A 26011-nucleotide genomic window follows, 5' to 3' on the forward strand; every position below is an offset into this window, starting at 1 on the left:
GGCTCTGCCCCCACTGACGTTCCCCGGGCCCCTGAGCCCCATCCACCTCAGCACCGACCGATGACCGACCTGGCCCGCTTCGCCGCCACCCATGGCATCCGGCACTTCCTGTTCTCGTTCTGCGATCTGTTCGGGGTGCAGCGGGCCAAGCTGGTGCCGGCCGCCGCGGCCGCCGAACTGGCTCGCTCCGGTGCCGGTTTCGCCGGTTTTGCCGCCTGGCTCGACATGACGCCGGCGGACCCGGACGTGCTGGCGATCCCCGATCCCACCAGCTTGATGGTGCTGCCCTGGCAGAAGGAGGTGGCCTGGGTGGCCACCGATCTGCAGGTGGAAGGCGTGGCACTGGAGCAGTCACCCCGGCGGGTGCTGCAGCGGCAGATCGCCCGGGCGGCGGCCCTGGGCCTGCAGTTCCGCAGTGGCGTGGAGGCGGAGTTCTTCCTGATGGATCCGGAGCGGGACGCGATCGCCGACGGCCTCGATCGGCAGTCGAAGCCCTGCTACGACCAGATGGCCCTGATGCGCCATTACCCCCTGATCAGTGAGCTGCTCGAGGGCATGGAGAGCCTCGGCTGGGGGCCGTACCAGGCCGATCACGAGGACGCCAACGGCCAGTTCGAGCTCAACTGGACCTATGCCGAATCCCTGCTGACCGCCGACCGCCATGCCTTCTTCCGGGTCATGGCGGCCGCCCTGGCCGAACGCCATGGCGCGCGGGTGAGCTTCCAGCCCAAGCCGATTGCGGCCCTCACCGGCAACGGCGCCCACCTGCATGCCTCCCTCTGGGATGAAGCGGGCCACAACGTGTTCCACGACCCGGCGGGGGAGAAGGGCCTGTCGGAACTCGCCTATCAGTTTCTCGCCGGCCTGCTGGCCCACGCCCCGGCCCTGTGCGCCCTCACCAATCCGGTGGCCGGCAGCTACCGGCGCCTGGCCCGGTCCGTCACCAGCTCCGGCGCCACCTGGTCGCCCTCCTGGATCAGCTACGGCGGCAACAACCGCACCCATATGGTGCGCATCCCCGACGACCAGCGGATCGAACTGCGCCTCGGTGACGGCGCCGCCAACCCCTATCTGCTCCAGGCCGCGGTGCTGGCGGCGGGGCTCGACGGCATTGAGCGGCGCCTCGACCCCGGCCCCCGCAGCGATCGGAACACCTATGTGCAGGCGCCGGAGGGTGCTCCCTCCCTGCCCACCTGTCAGGCCGATGCCCTGGAGGCGTTCCGCCACGACGGACCGCTGCGGGACTCCCTGGGGGAGGCGTTCTGCACGGCCTACGAAGCCCTCGTGGCCCAGCGCAGCGATGGCTGAGATGGCCAGGGGTCCCTCATCTCCGGGGCCGTGGAAGATCGGCAGAACTGCCTATAGCCAGGACACTCCAGAAGGGAGAGAGTGAATGCATCAACCAGGAGGCTCCAGCGATGGAAGAGACACCACCCGGTCAGATTTCAGGAGTTCGTTGACGGCAGGCCCCTGCTCCAACAGTCTTGTCCCTATCACGGTTTCCCGTTCTCTTGCAGATCACCCGATGCATCGTTCAGGTGCCCACGGGTCTATGGAAACCAGCTCCTGGATGCCTCGGCCCCAGGTGCCACCGCCCGCAGCTCCGACTCCGAAAACCACCCCCCCGGGGACTCCCACGGATCCCCAGCCCAGCTGACCTCTTTTCGATGGCGCGTTCATGACGGCGTGGGCATCCTCGGCCCCCTTTCCTCATCACCCATCAACGGTCCCCAAGGACCTGATTGTCAGCCCTTCTGATCGTCCAATCACCCATCGACATCAGACCCACCAACACAACACAGGAACGTTCGCCGTTCCACCCCAAGCCCGGCTCACCTGGAAGCCGGGCTTTTTCATGGGCGTTGCTGGCAGGGAGCGGAGGCCGCGGCCGGGCCCCATGGAAACCGCCTAGGTTTGCTTAACAATTGGACAGGGTCGATGACGCGCTTGCCCTGGGCCGTGTTGCTGCTGACGGTGCTGGGGGCCCGCTACCTGAGCTGGCGCCTGGGCGCGAGTCTCAACCTGGCCACCCCCCTGTCCACCACGTTGAGCCTGCTGACGCTGGCAGCGGAACTGGTGCTGCTGGCCGGCTTCTTCCTGCAGCTCTGGTTCACCCTGCTGCCCGAGCGGCCCGCGCCACCCGCCGGCCCGATCCCGATGCCGGCCCCGGCGGTTGATGTGCTGGTGCCCAGCTGTGGGGAACCGGCCGATCTGGTGGAACGCTGCCTGCGGGGCTGCCTGGCGATGGACTACCCGGCGCTGACGGTCTGGCTGCTGGACGACGCTGGTCGACCGGAGCTGGTGGAACTCTGTGACCGCCTCGGCTGCCGCTATCTCGCCCGCCAGGAGCACCCCCACGCCAAGGCCGGCAACCTCAACCACGGCCTGCGCCACTGCCATGGCGATCTGGTGGCGGTGTTCGATGCGGATGTTGTGCCCCTGCGGCCGTTCCTGAGCCGCACGGTCGGCCTGTTCATCGATCCGTCCGTGGGGTTCGTGCAGACCCCACAGAGCTACATGAATGCCGATCCGGTGATGCGCAACCTGCGCCTGGAGCGCTGGCTGCTGCCCGATGAAGAGAGCTTCTACCGCTGGATCCAGCCCACCCGTCAGAACCTGAATGCGGTGGTCTGCGCCGGCACCTCCTTCGTGATGCGGCGCGAGGCCCTCGATCGGGTGGGGGGCTTCGAAACGGCCACCCCCTCGGAGGATCTCGCCACCGGCATCCGGATCACGGCCGCGGGCTACCGCAACCACTACCTCCCGGACAAGCTCAGTGCCGGCCTGGCCCCGTTCACGGCCGCGGCCATGGCCCGGCAACGCTGCCGCTGGGGCAGTGGTTCGCTGCAGACCCTGCGCACGGGGGCCGATCCGCTGCGGATCCCCGGGCTCAGTCCCCTGCAACGGCTGGCCTACAGCGAGGGCATCCTGCACTGGTTCAGCTTCCCGGCCCAGCTGGTGCTGCTCTGCACGCCACTCAGCCTCGGCCTGCTGGGGATCGCCCCGATCCTCATCAGTGGCGAGGCGCTGGTCACCGTTGCCCTGCCGTTCTTCCTCTGCCAGTTGCTGCTCACCCGCTGGCTGAGCGGCCACGCCCGGGCGGCAATCCTGCCGGAGCTCTACCGCTGGATCTTCCTGTTGCCGATCTGCGCCGCCGTGGTGTCCACGGCCCTGGGGCGGCCGCGCCGGTTCAGGGTCACCCCCAAGGCGGTGACCGGCCAGGGGCCCACCGGACCCGACGCGGGCCTGCTGCTGCCGCTGCTGGTGCTGCTCACCCTCCAACTGCTGGCCCTGGGGAACCTGGCTCAGGGTCGGCAGCCACTGCTGGTCAGCCAGGGGTCGGCTCTGCCGGTCTCGGCCGCCACGCTCGGGGTGCTGCTGGGCTGGAGCCTGCTCAACGGCCTGCTGCTGCTGCTGGCGATCCGGAGCTGCTGGGATCGGCCCCGGAGTGATGGGGTGCCCTGGTTCGCCCTGTCCCTGCCGCTCCGGCTGCACCACCGGGGGGAGATCGTGCTGGGACGGCTGCAGGCGATCAGCGCCACGGGCGCCGAACTCAACCTGAAGAGCAGAGACGCTGCCCGCGCTCTGGAGGCCACCGCCCCCCTGGCGCTGGAGGGACTGCTTCCGGGCCAGACGCTGCCCTTCCTGCCGATGGCCCAGCGCGCCGCTGCCGTGGGCGGAAGCTGGGGACCACTAACGCCCCTGCAGCGGGATCAGCTCGAGACCCTGCTCTACCGGCGGGAGGGGCTGTGGCCCACCCTGATTGCTTCCTTCGAGCTGCGTACCCTGCCGCTGGTGCTGCTGCGATCCCTGCAGCGGATCGGGCCGGAGAGCTGGTTCCGCCGCAGCCTCATTCCCCAGCTTCCACCCCTGGAGGCGCTGCCGCTCCCCAGGCATGCAGACCGTCCAGCACGGGCAGGAGTGCCTGACCACGCTCGGTGAGTCCGTACTCCACCCGGGGCGGCACCTCGCTGAAGACGCGACGCCAGACCACGGCATCCGCCTCCAGCTCCCGCAGCTGGGCCGTCAGCACCTTCTGGCTCACCCCCGCCAGCGACCGCTGCAAGGCAGAGAAGCGGTGCCCACCACCGGTGAGCTCCCGCACGATCATCAGCTTCCAGCGGCCGCGCATCACCAGCAGGGCCAGCTCCGCCGGGCAGACCTGCGGATCACCGCTGCTGCCGAGATCGTCGAGAAAGGTCGTCACGGGTGGGCGGTTACCCGCGGGTGACCCAGGCACCCATCGGTGCGTTCTTGTCAGGCACCGTGCACGTCCGCCAGAGTCGCCCCATGACCTTAACGATCCCTTCCGGTCCAGGGCATCCCCACTCCCCCCTGCCGATCTCCGCACGATGAACGACCTGTTCACCCCCCTGACGGTCGGTCCGCTGGAGCTGCCCAACCGGGTGCTGATGGCTCCCCTCACCCGCGCTTGCGCCGAACCTGGCCACGTCCCGGGGCTGCTGATCGCCGAAGCCACCATGGTGATGGAGGGAAACTCCGCCTTCTGGCACGAGCCCGGCATCCATTCAGCGGCCCAGGTGGCGGGCTGGCGGCTCACCACCGAGGCGGTGCACGCCGCCGGTGGCACCCAGCCCGATCGCCATCACCGGCGACGAGGTGCACACCCCCGAAGGGAAACAGCCCTACGTCGTGCCACGGGAGCTGGCCGATGACGAACAGCCGGCGATCGTGGCCGGGTTCTGGCGGCTGCTGGAAGCGCTGGAGGCCGTGCAGAACGAATCCCCCCTGGTGGGCCTGCGGATCTCTTCGTTGAACAGCTCCAACGCCATACTGGACAACGACCCGATTGGACTGTCCAGCTGGCTGGCGGAACGGCTGAATGGAACCGAGCTGGACAACCTGCACGTGATGCGGGGGGACTTCCTCGGCCAGCAGCACGGCGACGTGCTCACCCCGATCCGGACGGGCTTCCGCGGGGTTCTGGTGGGCAACATGGGCTACAGCGCCGAGGAAGCCAACGGCGCCATTGCCACCGGCCAGCTCAATGCGGTGGCCTTCGGCAACGCCTTCCTGGCCAACCCCGACCTGCCCGAGCGGTTCCGCCGCGGCGCCCCCCTGCAGGATCCCGATCCAGCCACGTACTACACCACCGGCCCAGCCGGCTACACCGACTCCCCCTTCCTGGAACCCGCTTGACATGCCCCCCGATCTTCTGGTGCTGAGTGCCAGCAGCGGTGAGAACCTGGCACTCGCTGAACGCTTTGCCGTCGCGGCTCGCGCCCGCGGCATGGGGGCGGAGGTGCTCGACCTCACCACCCTGTCCCTGCCGCTCTACAACCCCCGCACCCACGCCGAAGCCGGCCTCCCCGCCGCGGTGGGCTCGCTCAGCGAGACCCTCGGGGCCGCCCCCCGCTGGGTGATCTGCGCCCCCGAATACAACGGCTCACTGCCCCCGGTGCTGACCAGCGCCATCGCCTGGCTTTCGGTCCAGGGGGAGAATTTCCGCAGCCTGTTCAACGGCCGGCCGATGGCGATTGCCACCCATTCGGGCGGCCCCGGGGTGGAGGTGCTGGCCGTGCTGCGCATCCAGCTGGCCCACCTCGGGGCCCATGTGGTCGGTCGCCAGCTCTCCTGCAGCCGCCAGAACCCCGCCAAGGACAGCAGCATTGACGACATCGTGCACCGCCTCCAGCGGATGGACCTGATCCAACCCTGACGACCCCCACCCCATGACCCTCGTCTTCCGACCTGCCGGTGAGCGGTTCCACAGCCAGCTCGACTGGCTGGACAGCTGGCACAGCTTCTCCTTCTCCCACCACCACGATCCCGCCTGGATGGGCTTCGGGCCACTGCGGGTGATCAACGACGACACCATTGCCGCCGGCCGGGGCTTCGGCATGCATCCGCACCGGGACATGGAGATCGTCACGGTGATGGTGGAGGGCCAGCTCAACCATCGCGACTCCATGGGCCACAGCAAGGTGCTCCGGGCCGGTGAGGTGCAGGCGATGAGCGCCGGCACCGGCGTGGTCCACAGCGAAATGAACCAGGGTGAACACCCCTGCCGTCTGCTGCAGATCTGGATCGAACCCAGCCACGAGGGCCATGCCCCCGCCTATCGCCAGGAGCCGTTCCAGATCCGCCCAGGCTGGACCCCGCTGCTGGATCCGGACGAACGGCAGGGCGCCCTGGCCATCAACCGACCGGTGCGCCTCTGGCGAGCACGACCGGCGGCAGGGGTGCAGCTGGAGCTGGCCATCGCCCCTGGTGCCAGCGGCTGGCTGCAGCTGATCGATGGCCAGGGCACGGCCTTCGGGAGGCCACTGCAGCGGGGCGATGGCCTCGGCTTCCCGGCGGCCCCAACCGAGCGCTTCGAGGCCAGCGCCGATGGGGCTGATCTGCTGCTGTTCGAGCTGCGCTGAGCGGAGCTGGCCGGAGGCGGTGGTGTACACCACCCGCCGGACCCAGGATGGGGGGAACAGTCGGACATCATGGCCCGTTTTCTGCTCCTCTTCCGGCCCCGACAGCCCCTTCCGCCACCCGAACTGATCGGTCGGCTCGATCCCCTGATCCAGCGCTTCCACGCCAACGTGGCGCATCGCTCTCCCGCCCACCTCAGCGCCATGGTGCGGGGGGAGCACGAGACGCTGCGGCTGCAGCTGATCGCCGACGTGCAGGCCAAGGCGGACGGTCCCGTGCTGGAGCTGGTGCTGATGAGCCGAGAGGCCATGGGGGCCGGGGCGCCCCACACCAAGCAGCTGTTTGAGACGCTGGTGTCGATCGCGGGCCAGGTGATGCCGGACCTTGACCTGGTGTTTCGATCCGACCGGGACGGCGCCCTGCCCGACCGCAACTGAGACAATGGCCGCGATGCAGACCCTCCTGTCGACCCCGGCCGCCCTGGCGGAACTCCAGCCTCCGCGCGGCTACCGCGTGCTCGCCTGGCTCGGCCTGGTGGCCAACCTGCTGGTCCTGCCGCTGGGCCTGGCGACGATCCTGCTCACCAGCGTCTGGAGGACGGCCAATGTGGTCGTCTATGCAAGTGCCGTGCTGCCGGCTGTGGCCCTGGGCGTGGTCGCCTGCGTCGCCCTGCTGAAGTGGCGCCTCTGGGGTCAGGTGCTGGCGATCGTGGCGCTGTCGATCGATCTGGCGATCGAGATGGCCTACGGCATCGTGCGGCTGGCCCTGATGGGTGAAGAACGGCTCCTGCTGGCGGTGGGCGCCCCCCTGGCCTGGGGTCTGACCCTGGCGGCGCTGGTGTTCTGGTGCCGGCCTGGAATCCGCTCCTACCTGCGCTGAGGGCCGCCGCAGGCCTCCGGCCAACCTGCCGTTCTGTATCAACGGCACCACCCATGGGGCAGGACACAAGGATTGGATACCCCCCAGCCGACCCAAGCTGTTTCCAATGCCCAGCCCCCAACGCTTCGCTGCCATTCAGGCCATTCACCAGCGTCCTCCGGTGGTGACCCCCCCCATCGAGTCGCTGGATGAGCTCTGGGGCAGTGACGTGTTCAGCCTGGCCAAGATGAAGGCGGCCCTGCCCAAGGACATCTTCAAGTCGGTGCAGCGCACCATTAAGGAGAACGGCAAGCTCGACGTCTCGGTGGCCAACGTGGTGGCCCAGGCGATGAAGGAATGGGCCACCGGCCGCGGCGCCCTCTATTACGCCCACGTCTTCTACCCGCTCACCAACGCCACCGCCGAGAAGCACGACGGCTTCATCTCGGTCCAGGGTGATGGCTCGGTGATCACCGAGTTCACCGGCAAGGTGCTGGTGCAGGGCGAACCCGACGGCTCCTCGTTCCCCAGCGGCGGCATCCGCACCACCTTCGAGGCCCGCGGCTACACCGCTTGGGACATCACCAGCCCGGCCTTCCTGATGGAGACCCCCAACGGTCTCACCCTATGCGTCCCCACCGTCTTCATCTCCTGGACCGGCGAGGCCCTCGACAAGAAGACCCCCCTGCTGCGCTCCAACGCCGCCATGAACAAGCAGGCCCAGCGCCTGCTGCGGCTGCTCGGGGAAACCGAGGTGGCCCCGGTCAACTCCAGCTGCGGCGCCGAGCAGGAGTACTTCCTGGTCGACAGCGCCTACGTGCCCCTGCGTCCCGACCTGCTCCTGGCCGGCCGCACCCTGTTCGGCAAGTCCTCCGCCAAGGGTCAGCAGTTCGACGACCACTACTTCGGCGCCATCCCCCAACGGGTGCAAGTGTTCATGCAGGACGTGGAACGCCAGATGTACAAACTGGGCATCCCCGCCAAGACCCGCCACAACGAGGTGGCACCGGGCCAGTTCGAGATCGCCCCGTTCTTCGAGGCGGCCAACGTGGCCACCGACCACCAGCAGCTCACGATGACCATCCTCAAGAGCACGGCACGCCGCCACGGCATGAACTGCCTGCTCCACGAGAAGCCCTTCGAGGGCATCAACGGCTCCGGTAAGCACGTCAACTGGTCGGTGGGCAACCCCACCCAGGGCAACCTGCTGGATCCGGGCAGCACCCCCCACGAGAACATGCAGTTCCTGCTGTTCTGCGGCGCGGTCATCCGCGGGGTGCACAAGTTCGGCCCCCTGATGCGGGCCGTGGTGGCCACCGCCGGCAACGATCACCGTCTCGGCGCCAACGAGGCCCCTCCGGCGATCATCTCCGTCTACCTGGGCAGCCAGCTCGAAGACGTCTTCCGCCAGATCAAGGAAGGGGACCTGAAGGGCTCCAGCCATGCCGGCGTCATGCAGCTCGGCGTCGACACCCTGCCGGAATTCCCCAAGGATCCCGGCGACCGCAACCGCACCTCCCCCTTCGCCTTCACCGGCAACCGTTTCGAGTTCCGGGCCGTCGGCTCCAACCAGTCGGTGGCCGGCCCCCTGGTGGCGATGAACACGATCCTGGCCGATTCGCTCGCCTACATGAGCGACCAGCTGGAGCAGAAGATGGCCGCCGGCGAAAGCCTCCCGGGTGCCGCCTTCTCCGTGCTGAAACAGATCATGACCGACCACGGCAACGTGGTCTTCGGTGGCGACGGCTATTCCAGCGAGTGGCACCGCATCGCCGTGGAGGAGCGGGGCCTGGAAAACCTGCCCACCACCGCCGATTCCCTGCCGGTGCTGCAGCGGCCTGAGGTCCGCGACCTGTTTGCCCAGCAGGGTGTGCTCACGCCCCTGGAACTGGAAAGCCGCTTCGAGGTCTACGCCGAGCAGTACGTGCTCGCCATCGACGTGGAGGCCAAGCTGGCCGTGCAGATCGCCCAGACCCAGATCTACCCAGCCGCCATGCGCTACCTGGGTGAGCTGGCCAGTTCCCTGCAGCTGCAGACCGCCATGGGCCTCCAGGTGTCCTCGGAAACCCAGCACAAGGTCGCCTCCCTCAGCGCCAAACTGATGGAACTGAGCAGTGCCCTCGAGAGCGCCATCAGCAACGCCCCCCATGGCACCATCGCCCACATGCGCTACTCGGCCGACACCCTGATGCCGCTGATGCACGAGCTGCGGGAGGCGGTGGATGGTCTCGAGGCCCTGGTGGACGACAACCTGTGGCCCCTGCCCTCCTACCAGGAGATGCTGTTCATCCGCTGAACGCCCCCGTTCCGCCCCCACAGTCCGCAGCCAGAAGGGCCCTTCGGGGCCCTCTTTTTTTGGGCCTCCCGGCGGGACGGACCTCACGTTCTGCGCGCTTGGTTCCCTTTGGCACAGTCGACCCGTGGCGGAAGGTGCTGGAGTCATTGGATGATCCCTCCAGCCGACCAGCTCCCCGCCGCCGACGGATCCCCCGAACTCCGGGATCTGGAGGATCGCTACGGCTCCTACTGCCGGGCCATGCGCATGCTGGTGCGGGAAGGGAAGAGCCTCAAGAACGTGCAGCGGACCGTGTGCTGGCAGCAGCTGGCCCGCCTGCACGACAGCCGCCCGGCCCGCTACCAGGAACCCGATGCCCTCTATCTGAAACTGTGCCGGGAGGGCGGCAGCGGCGGGGCTGCGGCGGCCAGGCGCTGAGGCCCAAAGGGCGCCGCCGGGGTGTCTTTCGTGGATTTGGTCACATCGGCCACTGACAGGCACCCCTGGAGAGAACGATGACGGGTGTTCCTTGCTTTTGACGCGATCCATGGACGCACCAACGGCCTTCGCCGCGGTCGCACTCGCGGCCGTCTCCTGGGATGGCGCTCTCACCATGGCGGGCACACGGGCCCTGCGCCACGCCCTTGACTACCGCGCCCCCTTCAAGGGTCGCAGTGACAAGGACATGATCACCCTGATGGACACCCTGCTTCAGGGCCTGAGGGCCAAGGGGTCGATCGGGCTGATGGAGGAAGCGGCCGCGGTGCTCGATGACCGCCAGCGCCACACGGCCTACGCCGTGGCGGCGGAGATCATGCGCTCCGACGGCCCCCTGCAGGACCAGGAGCAGAAGATCCTCGCCGACCTGGCCACCACCCTGCGCCTGGATCCAGAGGAAACCACCAAGGTCCTGGAAGTGATGGACGTCCTCCATGCCAGCATCCTGTAGCCCGCCGTGAGCGCATGAGTTCCGCCCCCGCCGGGCTTCGCATCGCCGTGGTGGGGGCCGGCAGCTCCGGCCTGCTGCTCTCGGTGATCCTGCAGCGCCAGGGCCACAGGGTCACCCTGTTCGAACGTTCACCACGGCTGCGCACCGAAGGCTGCGGGATCCTGCTGGTGAGGAGCGGCGTCGAGGCGGTGGCGGCGGCCGCCATCCCCGGCCTTCTCGACGACCTGCTGGCCGGCGGCCATCCGGTTCAGCGGTTCGTCTTTCGCAACCTGAGGGGCGATCTGATCGAAGCCAGCCCGGCCGAACGGGAGGCAGGCGACCTGCCATCGCTGCTGATTCACCGCAGCGCCATCCTTGACGCCCTCTGGCGCCAGCTCGACCAAGCCTGCTTCCAGGGCGGTCGCTCCCTCGTCAGCTGGAGCCAGACGAACGAGGGCGTGGAAGTGAGGTTCGCCGAGGGCCCTCCATGGACGGGTGATCTGCTGATCGGGGCCGACGGGATCTTCTCCAGGGTGGCCTCCCTGCTGCGCCCCGACCGGCGCCTGCAGTACCTCGGCGACCGGGTCTGGCGTGGGGTGGTGACGGACGAGAGCTTCTGCGCAGGCGGGGATTTCTTCGTCTACGCCCGCGGCCGGGGCATCTACGCCAACTTCTTCGATCTGGGTCCCGATGGGGACGGCAACGGGCGCACCCACTGGGGCTTCTTCCAGGAGGAGGAACTCCCCGATGACCGCGACACCCGGCAGAGGCTGCTGGCGGAGGGGGTGCCGGCCACCGCCCTGGCCAAGCTGCCCGCTGACGCGGCCGCGATCATCAGCGCCACGCCTGCGGAAGAGGTGATCGCGAACTGGTCCTACGACATTGATCCCCTGCCGGCGTTCGTTGCCGGGCGGGTGGCCCTGATCGGCGACGCTGCCCATGCCATGAGCTCCTCCCAGGCCCGGGGGATGACGGCGGGACTGGAGGATGCGGTGGCCCTGGCCGCCTGGCTCGCCCCTCGCGTCGCCGCCAGCCCCGAGCTGGCCCTGCAGCGGTACCAGGAGGAGAGGCTTCCGGTGGTGCACCGCTACCAGGAGCGCAGCCGCCAGGTGAGCCATCGCACGGGGCGGAAGCGCCCGCCGACCCGGGATCCCGCCGGGCCCCTATAGCGGGGCAACACTGAAAGATGTTGTGAAGGTGACAGTTCCGATCTGGCACAGGGGGCAGAATGCCAGCTCTGTATACGAGGCAAGACGTGGCGATCTCCTTTCCTCAGACCCGTCAGCGCAGCAGTTCCAACTCCTGCCGCACCTACCGGCTGGTGGATCAGCAGGGTGACCCCCATCCCATCCTCGACGACCTCTACGACTCCCTGGATGCGGCCTGGAGTGAGGCGCTCCACTGGTGGCAGGAAGAATTCGGCCCCGTGCAGGGACCCGTGGGCATCGGGGTGGAGGTGAGCACCCTCAGCGGTGAATGGCGCACCCTGCGCTACCCGGGCACCTGAGGGCTCAGCCCACCGTCACGCCTTTCCAGAACGCCACCCGGCCCCGGATGTTGCTGGCGGCCTCTTTCGGCTCCGGATAGTACCAGACGGCATTGGGGTTCTCCTTGCCATCCACCACCAGGTCGTAGTAGAGGGCTTCCCCCTTCCAGCCGCAGAAGGAGCGGTGGCTGGAGGGCCTGATGCAGGCGGCGTCCAGCGACTCCGCCGGGAAATAGGCATTGCCTTCCACCGTCACGATGTCGTCGCTGCTGGCGATCACCGTTCCATTCCAGCTGGCCTGCATCGTTGATGCCGTCGAAGTGGATTCATTCTGGCGTCCCTCGCCAGGCTTACCAGTCGTTGGGCTGGTAGATCCGCAGGGTGCCCACACCCACCGGGCTGGCCACAGGGTCCGGGCCGGCCGGACTGGCTGTCACCTGGAACAGGTAGGTGTCGGCCTGGTTGGGGTTGAACCAGGGCCGCAGCGACACGGTGACGGTCGCCCCGGGGGGAACGGGCTCGGGGAAATTCAAGGTGAAGCGCCGGGCGCCAGGGTCGAAGCTTGTCTGCACAGGGATCGGGCGCCCCTCGCGGCGGGGGACTCCCAGGAAGGCCCTGGTCCGCTCGACGGAAAAGGGAAACTGCCAGTCGGCACCGCGGGTCTGCTGGATGGTCAGGCCGCCGAGGGAGGCACCCGCCAGCTCATCGAGGCTGAGGGTGAAGAAGTACTCCGCCGGGGATTGGCCCACGTTGGTGGTGTAGCTGGTGAGGGTCACCTTCCAGGGGGCCCGCACGAACGCGGTGCGGCCTCCCAGCTCCAGGGCTCGGGCGACGGGCACCGCGCTGGCCAGCAGCAGCGAGAGCGCCGCCAGCGGCAGGAGGGCGGCATTCCTTGCCGGGGGCCTGGGCCACGAAGGATGGGCCATGGCCACCTCCAGCTACGGATCCAACGCTAGAGGGACGCCCGGGCGGGGAGGGGCGCACCCGACCAGGAAAGGGGCCGGATCCTGGTCGCGGCGATGCTGGACCGAAATCGCGTCCCCCTGGGCGCCTGGATCGGCAGGATCCAGGCAGGCGGTGGTCTCCAGGGCGCGGCGCAGCCGACGGGCGGCATGCAGGGGCATGTCCCTCGGCACGCTGATGCGATCGCGCAAGTAGCGCAGCCCCTTGGCCGATCCAGCCGGCGGCGGGCACTCCCGGCCCTTGATCAGCAGGGTGAGCGCACAGCGCAACGGCCGGTCCAGCCCGTCCCGGCCGAGGGGATTACGTGCCATCAGGGTGTCCCGGTGACGCAGCACCCTGGCCAGGGCCACCCCGGCCGCATCCGGGGGCTCGCTCTGGCTGGTTTCGGGGTCGGACCAGGGCGAAGCCACCACCGGCCAGGGGCCGGCATCGATCCGCTGCGCCAGATCCCTCTGTTCCGCCGTGCCACTGGCATGGCAGCCCCCCATCTGGGGGGGCAGATCGTGGGCGTGGGTGTGGAAGTCGCTCTGGGTGCCCAGATAGGTGGATCGCTGCTCAAGGGCGTGGAACCAGCGATCAATGGCCGGGAACCGCTCCCTCAGCAGGTCACCCTTGTAATAAGCCAGGCTGGCATTCATTCGTTCCAGGTAGGGCACGAAGACCAGATCCGCCGTGCCCAGGTCCCCCAGCAGAAACGGTCCGGGGTTGGCGATCAGGGCGCTGGCGAAGCGTTCCGCGAAACGATCGAAACCCTGCTGGCCCCTGGCCTCTTCAGCAGCCCCACGACTCGGGACGCAGAGCCACTGGCACCAGGCCCGGAACAACTGTCGTTCGAGCTGGCGCAGGGGAAGCACCTCCCGGGCGTTCATGCCCTGGCCAAGCGGGCCGAAGGCGGCCTCCAGGGCTTCAAGAATGCGGTCGCTTTCGGTGATCAGCCGGCCGTCCAGCTCGAGCGCCGGCAACATGCCGCCCCGCACCAGCTCGGTGTACCAGGGTTCCTTCTGCCCGTAGCAGTACATCGTCACCTTGCGGGTCCGGTACGGAACCCGCCGCTCCTCCAGCCACAGCCAGACCTTCTGGCAGTAGGGGCACCAGGCGTGGTGATCCCGGTACAGCGTCACCCGGATCTCTCCTTCGGGACGGCCGAACGGACGGCACAGGGCCTGGGGGTTGGTGGGCCCTGAGGCCGGATCCGTGAAGGCGGGCGTCGCCAGCGCCGGCGCCGCCTCCGAGGCCAGCTCCTTCCAGTTCAGCGGCTCGAACAGCACGGTGGCGGAGCCGGCCATGGAAGGGCGAAACGGGAGTTCAGCCTAGACAGCTGCGATGGGGAAAAAACCATGCCGGGACTCGCACCCTCACGGACGACGAACCTAAGGTTGGGGCACCCAAATTCCCCAGCCACCCCCATGTTCGACGCCTTCACCAAGCTCGTCGCCCAAGCCGACGCCCGCGGCGAATTCCTCAGCCCCGGTCAGATCGATGCCCTGGGAGCCATGGTGGCCGAGAGCAACAAGCGGATGGACACCGTCAACCGCATCACCTCCAACGCCTCCAAGATCGTCACCAACGCCGCCCGCGATCTGTTCGACCAGCAACCCGCCCTGATCGCCCCCGGCGGCAACGCCTACACCCACCGCCGCATGGCCGCCTGCCTGCGCGACATGGAGATCGTGCTGCGCTACATCACCTACGCGATCTTCACGGGTGATGCCTCCGTGCTCGAGGACCGCTGCCTCAACGGCCTGCGCGAGACCTACCTGGCCCTCGGCGTCCCCGGCGCTTCGGTGTCCGAAGGCATCCGCAAGATGAAGGACGCCGCCATCGCCATCGCCAGCGATCGCAACGGCATCACCCAGGGGGACTGCGCCGCCCTGATGTCCGAAGTGGGGACCTACTTCGATCGCGCCGCCGCCGCCGTCGCCTGAACGGCAGAGGCGTCGGGTCAGCCGACCCATCCAGGCCGGGCCCAGTGCCCGGCCTTTTTTTTGACCGATCGCAGGCCAACCGGAGGCTTTGTTCGTTTGGCTACACAGCAATGGACCCCTGAAGTGGATGGTAATCCTATGAACTTTTCATAGTTCCTTCCTCACCCCTATGACACTGTCTTCCACAGGTCGAGGTCGGTCCGCAGAGGCCACCTTTGACCGCTTCCGTTCCCTGGCTCTGGCCCGCCTCCAGGACCCCCAGTTGCGGAGCGCCGCGTTCTGCCTGTTGGCCCTGGGCGCCGGCATCGTCCCGCTGCTGGCGGGTTCGGCCAAGGCTGCTCTGGCTGCGGCACCCACCGATGGCGCCGACACCCTGCTGATGCTGGTGGGCTCGGCCATGGTGCTGCTGATGACCCCAGGCCTGGCCTTCTTCTACGGCGGCTTCACCCGTTCCAAGAACGTGTTGAACTGCATGATGATGAGCTTCTTCCTGATGGGGCTCATCGGTGTTCTCTGGGTGGTGGTTGGCTACAGCCTCGCCTTTGATGCTGGCTTCGGCAGTCCCTTCATCGGCGGCCTCGGGTCGATGTTCCTGCATGGCGTAGGGGGCGAACTCGGAGACAAGGCACTGGCCCCGGGATTCCCGATCAGCGCCACGTCGTTCGCCCTCTTCCAGGGCATGTTCGCGATCATCACCCCGGCGCTGATTTCCGGGGCCCTGGTCGAGCGGATCAGCTTCAAGGCCTGGTTCTGGTTCTGTCTGATCTGGAGCCTGCTGATCTACTCCCCCATGGCCAAGATGGTCTGGGGTGGGGGCTTCATCGGACCCTTCGGATCGATCGGAGCCATTGATTTCGCCGGCGGCACGGTGGTCCACATCGCCTCCGGTGTGGCGGCACTCGTCGCGGCCGCGATCATCGGCCCCCGCACCACCTGGCCCAACAGCAAGCGCCCGCCCCACAACGTGCCCTTCATCCTCCTGGGTGCTGGCCTGCTCTGGTTCGGCTGGTTCGGCTTCAACGGCGCCAGCATGTTCGCCTCCAAAACCGCCGGCTTCCCCTTCCTCACCACCACCACGTCAGCCTCTGCCGGCCTGCTCACCTGGTGTTTGATTGAATGGCTCAAGGACGGCAAACCAACCGCCGTCGGTGCGGCCACCGGTGCCGTGGCGGGTCTGGTGGGCATCACCCCCGCCGCTGGCTTCGTCTACATGGAGCAATCCATCCTGATCGGCATCCTGACGGCAGTCGCCTGTTTCGTCGCCGTGAGGATCAAAGCGGCCATCCAGTTTGATGATTCCCTCGACACCTTCATGGTCCATGGGGTGGGCGGAACCGTGGGAGCCTTGCTCACCGGCATCCTCGCCTCGAAAGCTCTGGTTCCTGGGGATTACTTCCCGCTCTCGGCGAAGATCATGGAGGAGTCAGGTAATTTCGGCCTCTTCATTGCCCAGCTCAAGGCCACACTCGTCACCTATGGCTTCGTGGCCCTTGGCACAGCCATTATTCTCTGGGTCCTCGGCGCCCTGATGCCTCTCCGGGTCAGTGCCGAAGATGAAGAGCGCGGTCTCGACTTCGTGGCTCACGGCGAAGAGGCTTACGATCCAATGACCAACTGACGACCAAACCTTCCATGAAAATGATCACGGCCATGGTCCGCCCCTCCAAGGTGGATGCCATCAAGACAGCCCTCGTCGCCCTAGACATCATCGGCATGACGGTCACCGACTCCCGCGGATTCGGTCGCCAGAAGGGCCAGGTCGAGCGCTACCGGGGAACCGAGTTCACCGTCGAGTTCCTTCCCAAGGCGAGGATCGAGATCGTCGTCACCGATGAAAAGGTCGATGCGGCGATCGCCGCCATCACCGAAGCGGCCCATACCGGTGAAATCGGAGACGGCAAGCTCTTCGTCACCCCGGTGGAAACGGTGATCCGGATCCGCACCGGGGAGACCGGCGAAGTGACGCTCTGACCACTCGCTCCCGCCTTCAGGGGCCCACCACCCTGAGCTGACCGTGACGGTCAGCTCTTTTTTATGGGTGGCCCGCTGACAGACCTGTCGAGCACATCCCGGCCATGGAACAGGGCCGCGCCATCGCCGAACGGGCCCTGGCCGAGGGGCATCGGCTCAGCCTGGGGGTGCGGGATCCCGCCAGGCTGCCGGCAGGTCCGCTGCTGGAGGCCGCCCGCAAGAGCCCCGAGCGGGTGCTGCTCCATCCCTACGACGCCCGCGACTCCAGCCAGGCCAGCACCTGGGTGGCGGCGACCCTGGCCCATTTCGGCGCCATCGACGGACTGATCCTCTGCGCAGGGGTGTTCTCCCGGGTGGGACTGCTGTTCAAGGCCGGTCAGGAGCAGGAGATCGAAGCGCTATGGCGGGTGAATCTGATGGGTCCGTGGCGGCCCTGGTGTCGATGAGCGGCCAGCGGGTGAAGGGCCCCCTGGCGGCCTACCCCTGCAGCAAGTTCGCCCTGATGGCCCTCTGCCAGTCGATGCGCAACAAGGGCTGGGATGCCGGCATCGGGGTGACGGCGATCTGCCCGGGCTGGGTCAACACCGCCATGGCCTCCCAGGTGACGGCCCTTCCCGCCGGCGCCATGACCCAGCCCGAGGATCTGGCCGCCCTGGCGGCCCAGCTGCTGCGGCTGCCCGCCAGCGCCGTGCCCTTCGAGCTCAAGATCAACTGCGTGCTGGAACCCTGAGGCCGGCTCAGATCAGCCGTGATCCGGAGGCCGCCCGGCGCTGGGAGGGATCGAAAACGGCGGCCACGGTGCGAATCAGCCAGCGCCCCGAGGCTGTCACCTCGACCAGGCCCTGGCCATCGGCCTGGCTGAGCCGCACCAGGCCGTCAGCGGCGAGGAGCGTCAGATCGGCCCATTCACGGCTGTAGCGCCCAGGGTCGATCGCCACCCGGAAATGGCACATCACCTCCCGGATCAGTTCCCGCCGCTCCAGCACCCCCGGGTCGGTGACCAGCAGCCCCCGCTCCACCGGCAGCTGCCCGGCGGCGAGGCTGGCCCCATAGGCCTTCAGATCCCGCTGGTTCTGGCTGAACAGGCCGGGGAACTGGCTGATGGCCGTGGGGCCCACCCCCAGCAACTCCAGCTCCCCGCCGGTGGTGTAGCCTTGGAAGTTGCGGTGCAGGCACCCCTGCCGCGCCGCCACGGCCAGGCTGTCGCCGGAGAGGGCGTAGTGATCCATGCCGATGGCGTCGTAGCCGCACCCGCCCAGCCGGGAGGCGGCACCGTCCAGCATCTGCAGCCGCTGCCGCTGGGTAGGCAGATCCTGCGGCGCGATCTTGCGCTGCAGGGGCAGCTGGTCGGGGAGGTAGGCGAAGGAGAACAGGGACACCCGATCGGGGCGCAGGTCCTGCACCAGGGCCAGGGTGGCGTCGAACCGCTCCGGGGTCTGGAGCGGCAGACCGCAGATCAGATCGACGTTGACGCTGTCGAAGCCCGCCTGCCGCATCCAGGCCATGGACCGGCGCAGCTGCTCCACCGGCACCACCCGGTTCACCGCCTGCTGCACCAGGGGGTCGGCATCCTGGATGCCGAAGCTGATCCGCGTGAAGCCAAGCCGGCGCAGGGCGACCACGTCCTCCCGGCTGAGGGCCTCCGGATTGACCTCGATGGAGGCCTCCAGGTCCTCCTCCAGGTCGAAGTGACGTTCGATCAACCGCCAGAGGCTCTCGCGCTCGGGGATCGTCAGATAGTTGGGGGTGCCGCCGCCCCAGTGGAGCTGGGCCAGGCGGCGCCGCTGGGCGGAGTGGCGCGAGATCAGCTCCAGTTCAGCGGCCAGGGCCTCCAGGTAGGGGCCCACCACCTTGGAACCGGCCCCTGTGGTGACACGGTTGCAGCCGCAGAACCAGCAGGCGTTGCGGCAGAAGGGCACATGCACATACAGCGACAGCGGCTCGTCCGTGCGGCGGGCCAGCTGGGTCTCGAGGTCGGCCGCCGTGACGCCCCCGTGGAAGGCCGCGGCCGTGGGGTAGCTGGTGTAGCGGGGTACGGGCCGGTCGTGCTTGAGCAGCAGATCGATCGTCGTGGCGCCGGGCGCTGAAGCGGTGGCCGCTGGGGTCATGGGAGGCAGGGAGGGTGGAGCGGAACGGTCGGGGTGATCAGGCCTCGGAGCTGGCAGGCGCGGGCGTCTCCAGAGCGGCCAGTTCCGCCAGCAGCCGCTGGGTGGCGCGGAAGGCGACCACCGCTTCCTCCAGCAGCTCCTCCTCTTCCACCTCGCTGAGATCAAGCTGTTCGAAGGCGTCGTGCAGCGCCTGCTTCAGCTCAGGGATGGGGCGCTGGAACCTCCAGAACCGCAGGCTGGGCAGCCCCTGACTCGAGAGAATGGCCTGGGCCTTCTCGCCCAGTTGCTGGCCGCCGGAGAGATCGCCGCCGTAGCGCACATAGACGTGGGCCATCAAGCGGTGTGGCGCCTGGCGGGCCAGGTCGCGCAGCTGCTCCAGCCAGTCGTGGGCTGCGTCAGAGGCCGGTGTGGCCGGGATGGCAGCCAGCATGGCGACGTCCTGCCGCAGGGCCTGGCGGCGAGCCAGGACCGTCCAGGGAAAGGCCTTCGCCCCCAGGGCGGCGGCCAGCTCGGGGCCCTGCTCCTCGATCAGTTCGTAGGCGGGGGCGAGGGCACGGATCAGGGCCGCCAGCTGCCTGGGGCTGGCGTGGCCCTCCAGCAGGGATCGGGAGAAGGTCATGCCCTCGGCCTGGTGGTGGGCGGCACCGATGCGGGCGTGAAGCCGACGCACTCGGGGGCCAAAAGCTCTGCGCGCCAGCACATCAGCGGGCCTGGCGTGATCGGAGATGGCTTCGGGGATCGCTGTGGGGATGCTTGTGGGGATGGCTGTGGTCATGGGGATCGGTGCCAGAGAGAAAACGTGGGTTCGCGCAGGGCGCTGATGCCTAAGCCATAACGATACTATTGTTCCGTGGTTCTGTGGCAACAATTTCGTTGCAACCGCCGCATCCGCCACCCCCCACCACACACGCCGCCATGTCCGCCACCCCCCCGGCCTCGGCCACCGAGCCCACGCGCTCCCTGTCCTTTCTCGTGGCTCCGCTGGGCCAGCTCAGCGAGGACGGCCAGCTGCGTGAACTGATTGAGGAACGCCGGCAGTGCAAGGGAGCGGCCGTGGAGCTCTGGTACCTGGGGCCGGATCTGGTGGAGGAGCTCTGTCTGAGGCCGGCCTTCAGCCACCCTGCAGGGAAAGGCGACGAGCGCCGCCCAAGCGAGAAGCCCATCGAGGTGATTGTGGCCGGCGAAGCGGCGGTGATCACCTGGCTGCAGCTGCGCTTCGGCGGCTGCACCGGAACCCTCGCCGTGCCGACAACCTGGCTTCAGGAACGGGCAGGCCGACTGCCGCCCCTGGCCCCTGCCAGCAACACGGCCAGCAGCAGTGGCTCCAGGAGGCCCTGGGGAGGGCCAGCCCCTGGGTAGGGCCTGCAAAAGGTTGGCTTCCGTCGATCCAGCGCCTGATCGGCCAGGCGCCTCAGCTGCAGCAGGGCCAGATCAAGAGTAAAAGCGTGTCCTTATCAACGAAGGATCTCATGCCAATCAAAATCGCTGGCGTCCCCTTGCCTGCGTTGGTGTCAGTCCGCCTGCAGTTCGTAACGAGGAGCTGGAGAGCAAGACAGAGACAGCCGAAGTCTCCGCCTATAGTTGAAACCACACTAACGGCTATCGAGAGCTTGTTGTGATTGCAAGCAAGAGTAAAAGAATGCCAAAGGCAGAATATAGGCCAAGCTGAGACGGCCAGCCTCCTGTCCGCCATTTCCCACAAGCGTAAAGAGGAGAGGCGCGAAGCAGGCCAACGCCGAGAATAGCAAGGCTCTTTGACTTACGCTTTTCCAGATATTGGCAAGAATCATGCGCACCAGTGGGTAGTAGAGAAAAATGCAAAGAGCTCCCCACATGAGCCATTGCAGGGCCTCCTCAAGCCCTGCTGCTGGGCTGGGTAGCTGGATGTACTTCCATGGCGAAAAGGGTGCCGGAAAAACAATCCTTGCCAGACGCTGGGGCTCCAGAATGTCTCCCATGGCGCTCAATGGGTTGGACAGGATATAGCTCTTGATAATATGCTGATTTTCTTTGCAATACTCAGCCACCTCGATTCCACTGTGCACCGACATATCAATACCGCCTTTGATGTTGGGTGCATGCACAAAGACCTCTGCAAGATTGCAACCCGTGTAATTCGTTAGCATGAATGTATTAATCAAGCGATGCTGATTGATGTGGTAAGGGGAGGCCAGAAGGAGCCCAAGCAGCAACCCCAGAGACACCAGCAATTTTCTATTCAGCAGCGATGACAAAAGAATGAATGCCAGGGCGTAGGGAGCATAGGGCCTTGACATATCCGCATTGAATGCGAAGAAAATTGCAAGCAGGCCAACGGAAATGCCAACCGGAAGGGTGACAGGTTTGCCGCCACCCAAGTGAATCAATGCAAGCAGGCCTATGATCGAAGCTGGGTATAAAGCGTCGACAAATGACCCGCCCGAGAACAGAATGATGTAGATGGGTAAAATGAACAGGATCCATCGCGCCCAGCGCTGCTGATGCGGGAGTTGCGATGGCGCTTCAAGGATACGGAAAAGGTATCTCGATAACAACAGAACACCAAAAAGCAATGCCGAGAAGTAAGCCAAGTCATAGTAGAGATGCAAGCATGCTTCTCCACAAGCATGTCCAAGCGCCTTCTCGATGTGTAGAGATGGACGCATGACTGAGGTAACAGTCTGAAAGGCGAGTTCAGCATGGGTTTTCAACAGCAGAGACCGGAGGTCTGGGATGCTCCTGCACCACCCATAGTTGGGGGTGTGATTCTTTAAAAATGCGCCGGCGGAGGCCACCACCAGCGAATAGGCCATGGATTTAGTGACCACCAGTGCTCTCGGCATGGGCAGTGGCATCAGCAGCAATGTCACTCCTGAAGCTAAGGCCAGGCTCGCCATGGAGGCGATCAGCCGTCGCAAGACGCTCCAATGGATCCCCGCCTCGGCAAGGGAGTGGACGGGCCGCTTTGCTATCTGGGACTCATGGCTGGGGCCTTCCACCCCATAGCTCCAGCCGGCCTTGTCGTCGGCAGCATCGTGATGCTGCTCGCCGTTGGCATCGTTGTGCTTGCCTTGATGGCCACCAGATCGCGGCATGCCTCGCGGGGCCCAAGCGGATCGGACCGGGAGCTGTAGCGGGGGTGGGGGGCGAACTTGGAATACACACAGAAATTGACCCCTTCCGGCGTCACCGCAGCGTCCAGATGGGCACGGCTACCCCTAGAAGGCTGCGCCGCTACCATCGCCATGGTCTCGCATCCTGCATCGCCAAGGGGTGTGTCCCAGGCCGCTTGACAGAAGGACTTCCTTGACTGTCAGATGGGAAAAATGTTGCTAGGAGGCGGGAGCCCCCACTAACGAATTTGCCAAGGTTTGTTTCGCGCTGGCTTCCTGATTCACACAGAACAGCTGCAATGAATGCAAAGGATCGAGGACAGCCATGACCCCCGCCGAGGCCTTCGGCGAGCTCATCGAGGCTCTGCTGCATCTCTTCCGCCGTGACCACTGGCAGGAACTGATCCGCCAGGCCCTACCAGTGCTCACCAGCGACCAGCAGGAGGTGGCCTACGGCCTGGCCGTTCAGCTGGTGTTGTGCGATCGAGTGGTGAAGCCGGAAGAGGCCATCTTCCTCACCACCCTGGGCAACGAGCTTTCCCTGCCACCGGGCCGGGCCGCCCAGATCCAGGAGCTGCTGGCGCTGCTGCAGCTCGATGCTCTGATCGGTGCTCCCGGTGCCTGATCTCACCCCGGCCGTCGGCGACGCCTCAGCCGCAGCCGCCCCTTTCTGCAACCTGCTGCTTCCCACCGGCGCCCAGGCGCGGGGGCGCACCCTCCCCGGCCGCAAGGTGGTGATCGTGGGTTGCGGCGCCGTGGGCATGGCCTGCGCCGTGGCAATCCTGCATCGGGGCTGCCAGGAGGAGCTGGTGCTGGTGGATGTGGCCCATGACCGGCTGGAGGGGGAGGTGATGGACCTCTGCCATGGCCTGCCGTTTCTGCCCCGCACCGATCTGCGGGCCGGGAGCGTGGAAGAGGAGGGACGGGATGCCGACCTGGTGGTGATCACCGCCGGGGTGGCCCAGCAGCCGGGCCAGTCGCGGCGGGAGCTGATCGAGCACAATGCCGCCCTGTTCCGCAAGCTCGTGCCACCGATCGCACTCCACTGCCCCCGGGCGGTGCTGCTGGTGGTGAGCAACCCGGTGGATGTGCTCACCCACATCGCCGGCCAGCTGAGCGGCTTCCCCGCCCACCGGGTGATCGGATCGGGCACCGTGCTCGATTCGGCCCGCTTCCGCATGGCCATCAGTCGCCGGCTGGGGATCGATCCCCACGACGTCCAGGCCTGGGTGATCGGCGAACACGGCGATTCGGAGGTGCCGCTCTGGAGCCGGGTGACGGTGGCTGGCTCGGGCCTTGTCGATGGCGGCTGGGAAGGCAGCCGCACCCTGGCGGACCCGGAACTTCAGGAGCTGTTCCATGGCGAGGTGCGCCGGGCGGCCTACGAGATCATCCGGCTCAAGGGCAGCACCTCCTGGGCAATCGGGCTGGCCACCGCCGAGATCGTGGAGGCGGTGCTGCGCAGCAAGGACCAGATGCTCACCGTGAGCAGCCGCAGCCACGGCCACTACGGCCTGCCCGATGTCTGCCTCAGCCTGCCCACGATCGTCAACGACAGCGGCGCCGCCGCCCTGGTGCAGATGGCCCTGACCGAGCGGGAAATGGCACAACTGGTGAACAGCGCTGAGGTGCTGCGGGGGATGCTCGACGAAGCGGGGTTCTGAGGGGGTGCGAGGTGTAGTCGCAGCTCAGCGACCATGTGGTCAGGACAACGCGGCAGTCCCGCGGACTCGTGCACTCTGGTGGGGTTCTCGATAAGAGAAGGGTTGGGCAAAAGGGGAGGGAGGATCTCATCCTTTCTCCCTTTCTTTTGTCCATTGCAAAGCACCTGCCTCAGCGTCGATTTGTCCTGCAGGGTGTTTCTTGGACGACTCATCAGCCCTGGTCCCTGAAAGAGAATTGATCCATTGCTCTTGAAGCCAACCATGGGCGAACGCACCGCAATTCTGGAAGCCAATATTGGGTATGCTTCCAGCTTTGGAGACAAAGGATCACTGCCACTTCCACCGGCTCGGAAGCTGGCGCTGCTCACCTGCATGGATGCACGTTTGTTGCCTTCCAGGTTCGCTGGACTTCGGGAGGGGGATGCGCACGTGATTCGCAATGCGGGGGGTAGAGCCAGTGATGATGCGATTCGTTCCCTGGTGATTTCCCACAAACTCCTCGGAACCAACGAATGGTTCGTGATTCACCACACCAACTGCGGCATGGAGTTGTTCAGCGGGGAAACGATCTCGGACCTCCTGTCCCGCAGTCTGGAAACCGCCGTGCTCGGCCCCAGCGGCTTTGAGGACGTGGGGCCCGGTCCAGGATCGAAGGCCGCCGGGGACATCGACTGGCTCACGATCGAGGACCTGGATCGCAGCGTGGTGGAGGACGTCAGACGGATCCGTGAGCACCCCCTGGTGCCCGGCCGGATCCCCATCCACGGCTTCGTCTATCAGGTGGAAACCGGCGAGCTGCGCGAGGTGCCGGCCGCCTCCGCCATCGGGGCCCCCCGATGACGCATCGACCGTCTGCCCCATCAACCGAGTTCCCTTCATGACCCAAGGTTTCGCCACCCGTCAGATCCATGCCGGCACAGCACCGGACCCCACCACCGGCGCCCGGGCGGTACCCATCTATCAGACCACCAGCTACGTCTTCCGCGACACCGACCACGCCGCCAACCTCTTTGGGCTGCGGGAACTCGGCAACATCTATACGCGGATCATGAACCCCACCCAGGCGGCCTTCGAGGCGAGGGTGGCGGATCTGGAGGGGGGCGTGGCGTCCCTGGCCACCGCCAGCGGCCAGGCGCCCGAAACGCTCGCCCTGCTGAATCTGGCCGAACACGGCGGCCACATCGTCGCCAGCACCTCCCTCTACGGCGGCACCTACAACCTGTTCGCCTACACCTTGCCGAAGCTCGGCATCGAGGTGAGCTTCGTTGACGATCCGGATGACAGCGAAGCCTGGCGACGTCAGATCCGACCGAACACCAAGGCCTTCTTCGGGGAGAGCATCGGCAATCCCAAGGGCGACGTGTTCAACTTTGAGGCTGTCGCCGAAGTGGCCCATGCCAACGGGATTCCACTGGTGATCGACAACACCCTCGCCACGCCCTACCTGCTTCGCCCCCTCGAGCATGGCGCTGACATCGTGATCCACTCGGCCACCAAGTTCATCGGTGGCCATGGCACGGCGATCGGCGGGGTGATCGTGGATGGGGGACGCTTCGACTACGAAGCCAGTGGGCGATTCCCCCAATTCACCACGCCAGATCCCAGCTACCACGGCCTGGTGTTCAGCCAGCTTCCGGAGGCCCTGCACCCTGCCCGCTACATCCTGCGGGCTCGGGTCACGCTGCTGCGGGACCTCGGCCCAGCTGTGACCCCTTTCAACTCCTTCCTGTTTCTGCAGGGTCTTGAAACCCTTTCGCTACGAATCGAGCGGCACTCCAGCAACGCCCTGGCGGTGGCCCAGTGGCTGGAGGCCCGCCAGGACGTGGCGCGGGTGGTGTATCCGGGGCTTGCCAGCAGCCCCTGGCACCAGCAGGCCAGGCGCTATCTGCCCCGGGGCCAGGGGGCGATCGTCTCGTTCGAGCTTCCCGGTGGTCTGGAGGCGGGCAAGCGCTTCGTGGAGGCCACCGAACTGTTCAGCCACCTCGCCAACGTGGGCGACGTGCGCAGCCTGATCATCCATCCGGCGAGCACCACCCACAGCCAGCTGAACGAGCAGCAGTTGGCACAAACCGGTGTCACTCCCGGTCTGGTGAGGCTGTCGGTCGGCCTGGAAACCCTGGAAGATCTCCTCACCGATCTGGAGCGGGGCTTCAGGGCGACGAGGCAGCACTGAAACCTGCCGGAACCTGCCGGCTGCCCGGTGTCAACTACGTAGGCGGGTCGCGTCAATTACGTAGGCGGGTTACCCCGGGGCCTCCCCCTGCCATGGCAGGGGGAGGCGACAGCGAAAAGTGAGCCACCCTGGCCCGGTCCTCTGCCATGGAGCCGGGATCTTCTGATCGACCCCAGGCGTCAAG

At 66.8% G+C, this 26011-nt stretch carries 28 protein-coding genes and 1 pseudogene; 22 read left to right on the top strand and 7 right to left on the bottom strand.

Going from position 1 to position 26011, the window contains the following annotated elements:
• Nucleotides 1–60: 60 nt before the first annotated feature.
• On the top strand, nucleotides 61–1308 hold the full coding sequence (gene glnT / locus KBZ12_RS11590) for a type III glutamate--ammonia ligase (protein ID WP_254958119.1): 1248 nt from the start codon (nucleotides 61–63) through the stop codon (nucleotides 1306–1308).
• A gap of 630 nt (nucleotides 1309–1938) precedes the next feature.
• Entirely contained in the window at nucleotides 1939–3942 is a 2004-nt protein-coding gene (locus KBZ12_RS11595; protein ID WP_254958120.1) for a glycosyltransferase, read from the top strand.
• Here KBZ12_RS11595 and KBZ12_RS11600 read toward each other — a convergent pair.
• Nucleotides 3851–4207, bottom strand: a complete 357-nt coding sequence (locus tag KBZ12_RS11600; RefSeq protein WP_315859303.1) for a helix-turn-helix domain-containing protein — start codon at nucleotides 4205–4207, stop codon at nucleotides 3851–3853. The genes KBZ12_RS11595 and KBZ12_RS11600 overlap by 92 nt on opposite strands.
• Before the next feature lie 145 nt (nucleotides 4208–4352).
• Between KBZ12_RS11600 and KBZ12_RS11605 the strand changes: the two genes are divergently transcribed.
• The 11 genes from KBZ12_RS11605 to KBZ12_RS11655 all read left to right on the top strand — a co-directional run bounded on the left by KBZ12_RS11605 (nucleotide 4353) and on the right by KBZ12_RS11655 (nucleotide 11952).
• A complete protein-coding gene (locus tag KBZ12_RS11605; RefSeq protein WP_254958121.1) occupies nucleotides 4353–4676 on the top strand; it encodes a hypothetical protein in 324 nt (107 codons plus the stop codon).
• Complete coding sequence (locus KBZ12_RS11610; protein WP_254958122.1) at nucleotides 4585–5160, top strand: hypothetical protein; 576 nt, start codon at nucleotides 4585–4587, stop codon at nucleotides 5158–5160. Before KBZ12_RS11605 ends, KBZ12_RS11610 begins: the two co-directional genes overlap by 92 nt.
• Before the next feature lies 1 nt (nucleotide 5161).
• Complete coding sequence (locus tag KBZ12_RS11615; protein WP_254958123.1) at nucleotides 5162–5680, top strand: NADPH-dependent FMN reductase; 519 nt, start codon at nucleotides 5162–5164, stop codon at nucleotides 5678–5680.
• Nucleotides 5681–5693: 13 nt separating this feature from the next.
• A complete protein-coding gene (locus tag KBZ12_RS11620; RefSeq protein ID WP_254958124.1) occupies nucleotides 5694–6386 on the top strand; it encodes a pirin-like bicupin family protein in 693 nt (230 codons plus the stop codon).
• A 69-nt stretch (nucleotides 6387–6455) separates the two neighbouring features.
• Nucleotides 6456–6821 carry a hypothetical protein gene (locus KBZ12_RS11625; protein ID WP_254958125.1) on the top strand — a complete coding sequence of 122 codons (366 nt, stop codon included), beginning with the start codon at nucleotides 6456–6458 and terminating at the stop codon, nucleotides 6819–6821.
• A gap of 4 nt (nucleotides 6822–6825) precedes the next feature.
• Nucleotides 6826–7263 (top strand): Hepatitis C virus core protein, encoded by a 438-nt coding sequence (locus KBZ12_RS11630; protein ID WP_254958126.1) that lies wholly within the window; start codon nucleotides 6826–6828, stop codon nucleotides 7261–7263.
• A 106-nt stretch (nucleotides 7264–7369) separates the two neighbouring features.
• Entirely contained in the window at nucleotides 7370–9538 is a 2169-nt protein-coding gene (locus KBZ12_RS11635) for a glutamine synthetase III (protein WP_254958128.1), read from the top strand.
• Between the two features lie 150 nt (nucleotides 9539–9688).
• Nucleotides 9689–9955 (top strand): DUF3136 domain-containing protein, encoded by a 267-nt coding sequence (locus KBZ12_RS11640; protein WP_254958129.1) that lies wholly within the window; start codon nucleotides 9689–9691, stop codon nucleotides 9953–9955.
• Between the two features lie 109 nt (nucleotides 9956–10064).
• Nucleotides 10065–10466, top strand: coding sequence for a tellurite resistance TerB family protein (locus KBZ12_RS11645; protein WP_254958131.1), 402 nt, complete (start codon nucleotides 10065–10067; stop codon nucleotides 10464–10466).
• A 14-nt stretch (nucleotides 10467–10480) separates the two neighbouring features.
• A complete protein-coding gene (locus tag KBZ12_RS11650; RefSeq protein WP_254958132.1) occupies nucleotides 10481–11614 on the top strand; it encodes an NAD(P)/FAD-dependent oxidoreductase in 1134 nt (377 codons plus the stop codon).
• An 86-nt stretch (nucleotides 11615–11700) separates the two neighbouring features.
• The gene (locus KBZ12_RS11655) at nucleotides 11701–11952 is read left to right on the top strand and encodes a hypothetical protein (protein ID WP_315859302.1); all 252 of its coding nucleotides are present in this window, start codon (nucleotides 11701–11703) and stop codon (nucleotides 11950–11952) included.
• Between the two features lie 4 nt (nucleotides 11953–11956).
• Here KBZ12_RS11655 and KBZ12_RS11660 read toward each other — a convergent pair whose 3' ends face one another.
• The 3 genes from KBZ12_RS11660 to KBZ12_RS11670 are packed head-to-tail and all read right to left on the bottom strand — an operon-like array spanning nucleotide 11957 to nucleotide 14180.
• Nucleotides 11957–12235, bottom strand: coding sequence for a DUF427 domain-containing protein (locus KBZ12_RS11660; protein WP_254958134.1), 279 nt, complete (start codon nucleotides 12233–12235; stop codon nucleotides 11957–11959).
• A gap of 46 nt (nucleotides 12236–12281) precedes the next feature.
• Nucleotides 12282–12857 (bottom strand): DUF2808 domain-containing protein, encoded by a 576-nt coding sequence (locus KBZ12_RS11665; protein WP_254958135.1) that lies wholly within the window; start codon nucleotides 12855–12857, stop codon nucleotides 12282–12284.
• A 12-nt stretch (nucleotides 12858–12869) separates the two neighbouring features.
• Nucleotides 12870–14180, bottom strand: coding sequence for a glutathione S-transferase family protein (locus KBZ12_RS11670; RefSeq protein ID WP_254958136.1), 1311 nt, complete (start codon nucleotides 14178–14180; stop codon nucleotides 12870–12872).
• A gap of 120 nt (nucleotides 14181–14300) precedes the next feature.
• On the opposite strand from KBZ12_RS11670, the gene KBZ12_RS11675 reads away from it, so the two are divergent.
• The 4 genes and pseudogenes from KBZ12_RS11675 (at nucleotide 14301) to KBZ12_RS11690 (ending at nucleotide 17520) form a co-directional block, all read left to right on the top strand.
• Nucleotides 14301–14819: a phycocyanin subunit beta gene (locus tag KBZ12_RS11675; RefSeq protein WP_254958137.1), complete on the top strand. Its 519-nt coding sequence runs from the start codon at nucleotides 14301–14303 to the stop codon at nucleotides 14817–14819.
• Between the two features lie 169 nt (nucleotides 14820–14988).
• Nucleotides 14989–16437 (top strand): ammonium transporter, encoded by a 1449-nt coding sequence (locus tag KBZ12_RS11680; RefSeq protein WP_254958138.1) that lies wholly within the window; start codon nucleotides 14989–14991, stop codon nucleotides 16435–16437.
• Between the two features lie 14 nt (nucleotides 16438–16451).
• Nucleotides 16452–16790: a P-II family nitrogen regulator gene (locus KBZ12_RS11685; protein WP_254958139.1), complete on the top strand. Its 339-nt coding sequence runs from the start codon at nucleotides 16452–16454 to the stop codon at nucleotides 16788–16790.
• A 104-nt stretch (nucleotides 16791–16894) separates the two neighbouring features.
• Nucleotides 16895–17520: pseudogene (locus tag KBZ12_RS11690) on the top strand (SDR family NAD(P)-dependent oxidoreductase).
• Between the two features lie 7 nt (nucleotides 17521–17527).
• On the opposite strand, the gene hemN reads toward KBZ12_RS11690, so the two are convergent.
• Entirely contained in the window at nucleotides 17528–18898 is a 1371-nt protein-coding gene (hemN, locus tag KBZ12_RS11695) for an oxygen-independent coproporphyrinogen III oxidase (protein ID WP_254958140.1), read from the bottom strand.
• A gap of 37 nt (nucleotides 18899–18935) precedes the next feature.
• On the bottom strand, nucleotides 18936–19673 hold the full coding sequence (locus tag KBZ12_RS11700) for a biliverdin-producing heme oxygenase (RefSeq protein ID WP_254958141.1): 738 nt from the start codon (nucleotides 19671–19673) through the stop codon (nucleotides 18936–18938).
• A gap of 140 nt (nucleotides 19674–19813) precedes the next feature.
• Here KBZ12_RS11700 and KBZ12_RS11705 point away from each other — a divergent pair, with 140 nt between their 5' ends.
• Nucleotides 19814–20257: a hypothetical protein gene (locus KBZ12_RS11705; protein ID WP_254958143.1), complete on the top strand. Its 444-nt coding sequence runs from the start codon at nucleotides 19814–19816 to the stop codon at nucleotides 20255–20257.
• Between the two features lie 233 nt (nucleotides 20258–20490).
• Here KBZ12_RS11705 and KBZ12_RS11710 read toward each other — a convergent pair whose 3' ends face one another.
• On the bottom strand, nucleotides 20491–21972 hold the full coding sequence (locus KBZ12_RS11710; RefSeq protein ID WP_254958145.1) for a hypothetical protein: 1482 nt from the start codon (nucleotides 21970–21972) through the stop codon (nucleotides 20491–20493).
• Between the two features lie 343 nt (nucleotides 21973–22315).
• Between KBZ12_RS11710 and KBZ12_RS11715 the strand changes: the two genes are divergently transcribed.
• The 4 genes from KBZ12_RS11715 to KBZ12_RS11730 all read left to right on the top strand — a co-directional run bounded on the left by KBZ12_RS11715 (nucleotide 22316) and on the right by KBZ12_RS11730 (nucleotide 25827).
• Entirely contained in the window at nucleotides 22316–22615 is a 300-nt protein-coding gene (locus tag KBZ12_RS11715; RefSeq protein WP_254958146.1) for a hypothetical protein, read from the top strand.
• 106 nt (nucleotides 22616–22721) lie between these two features.
• Nucleotides 22722–23654, top strand: a complete 933-nt coding sequence (locus KBZ12_RS11720; protein WP_254958155.1) for an L-lactate dehydrogenase — start codon at nucleotides 22722–22724, stop codon at nucleotides 23652–23654.
• Nucleotides 23655–24026: 372 nt separating this feature from the next.
• Entirely contained in the window at nucleotides 24027–24494 is a 468-nt protein-coding gene (locus KBZ12_RS11725) for a carbonic anhydrase (protein ID WP_254958156.1), read from the top strand.
• Between the two features lie 37 nt (nucleotides 24495–24531).
• Entirely contained in the window at nucleotides 24532–25827 is a 1296-nt protein-coding gene (locus tag KBZ12_RS11730; protein WP_254958148.1) for a bifunctional o-acetylhomoserine/o-acetylserine sulfhydrylase, read from the top strand.
• Nucleotides 25828–26011 lie beyond the last annotated feature (184 nt).

The sequence above is a fragment of the Cyanobium sp. Cruz CV13-4-11 genome (genome assembly GCF_024346055.1).
In the GTDB taxonomy this organism is placed as follows: Bacteria; Cyanobacteriota; Cyanobacteriia; order PCC-6307; family Cyanobiaceae; genus Cyanobium.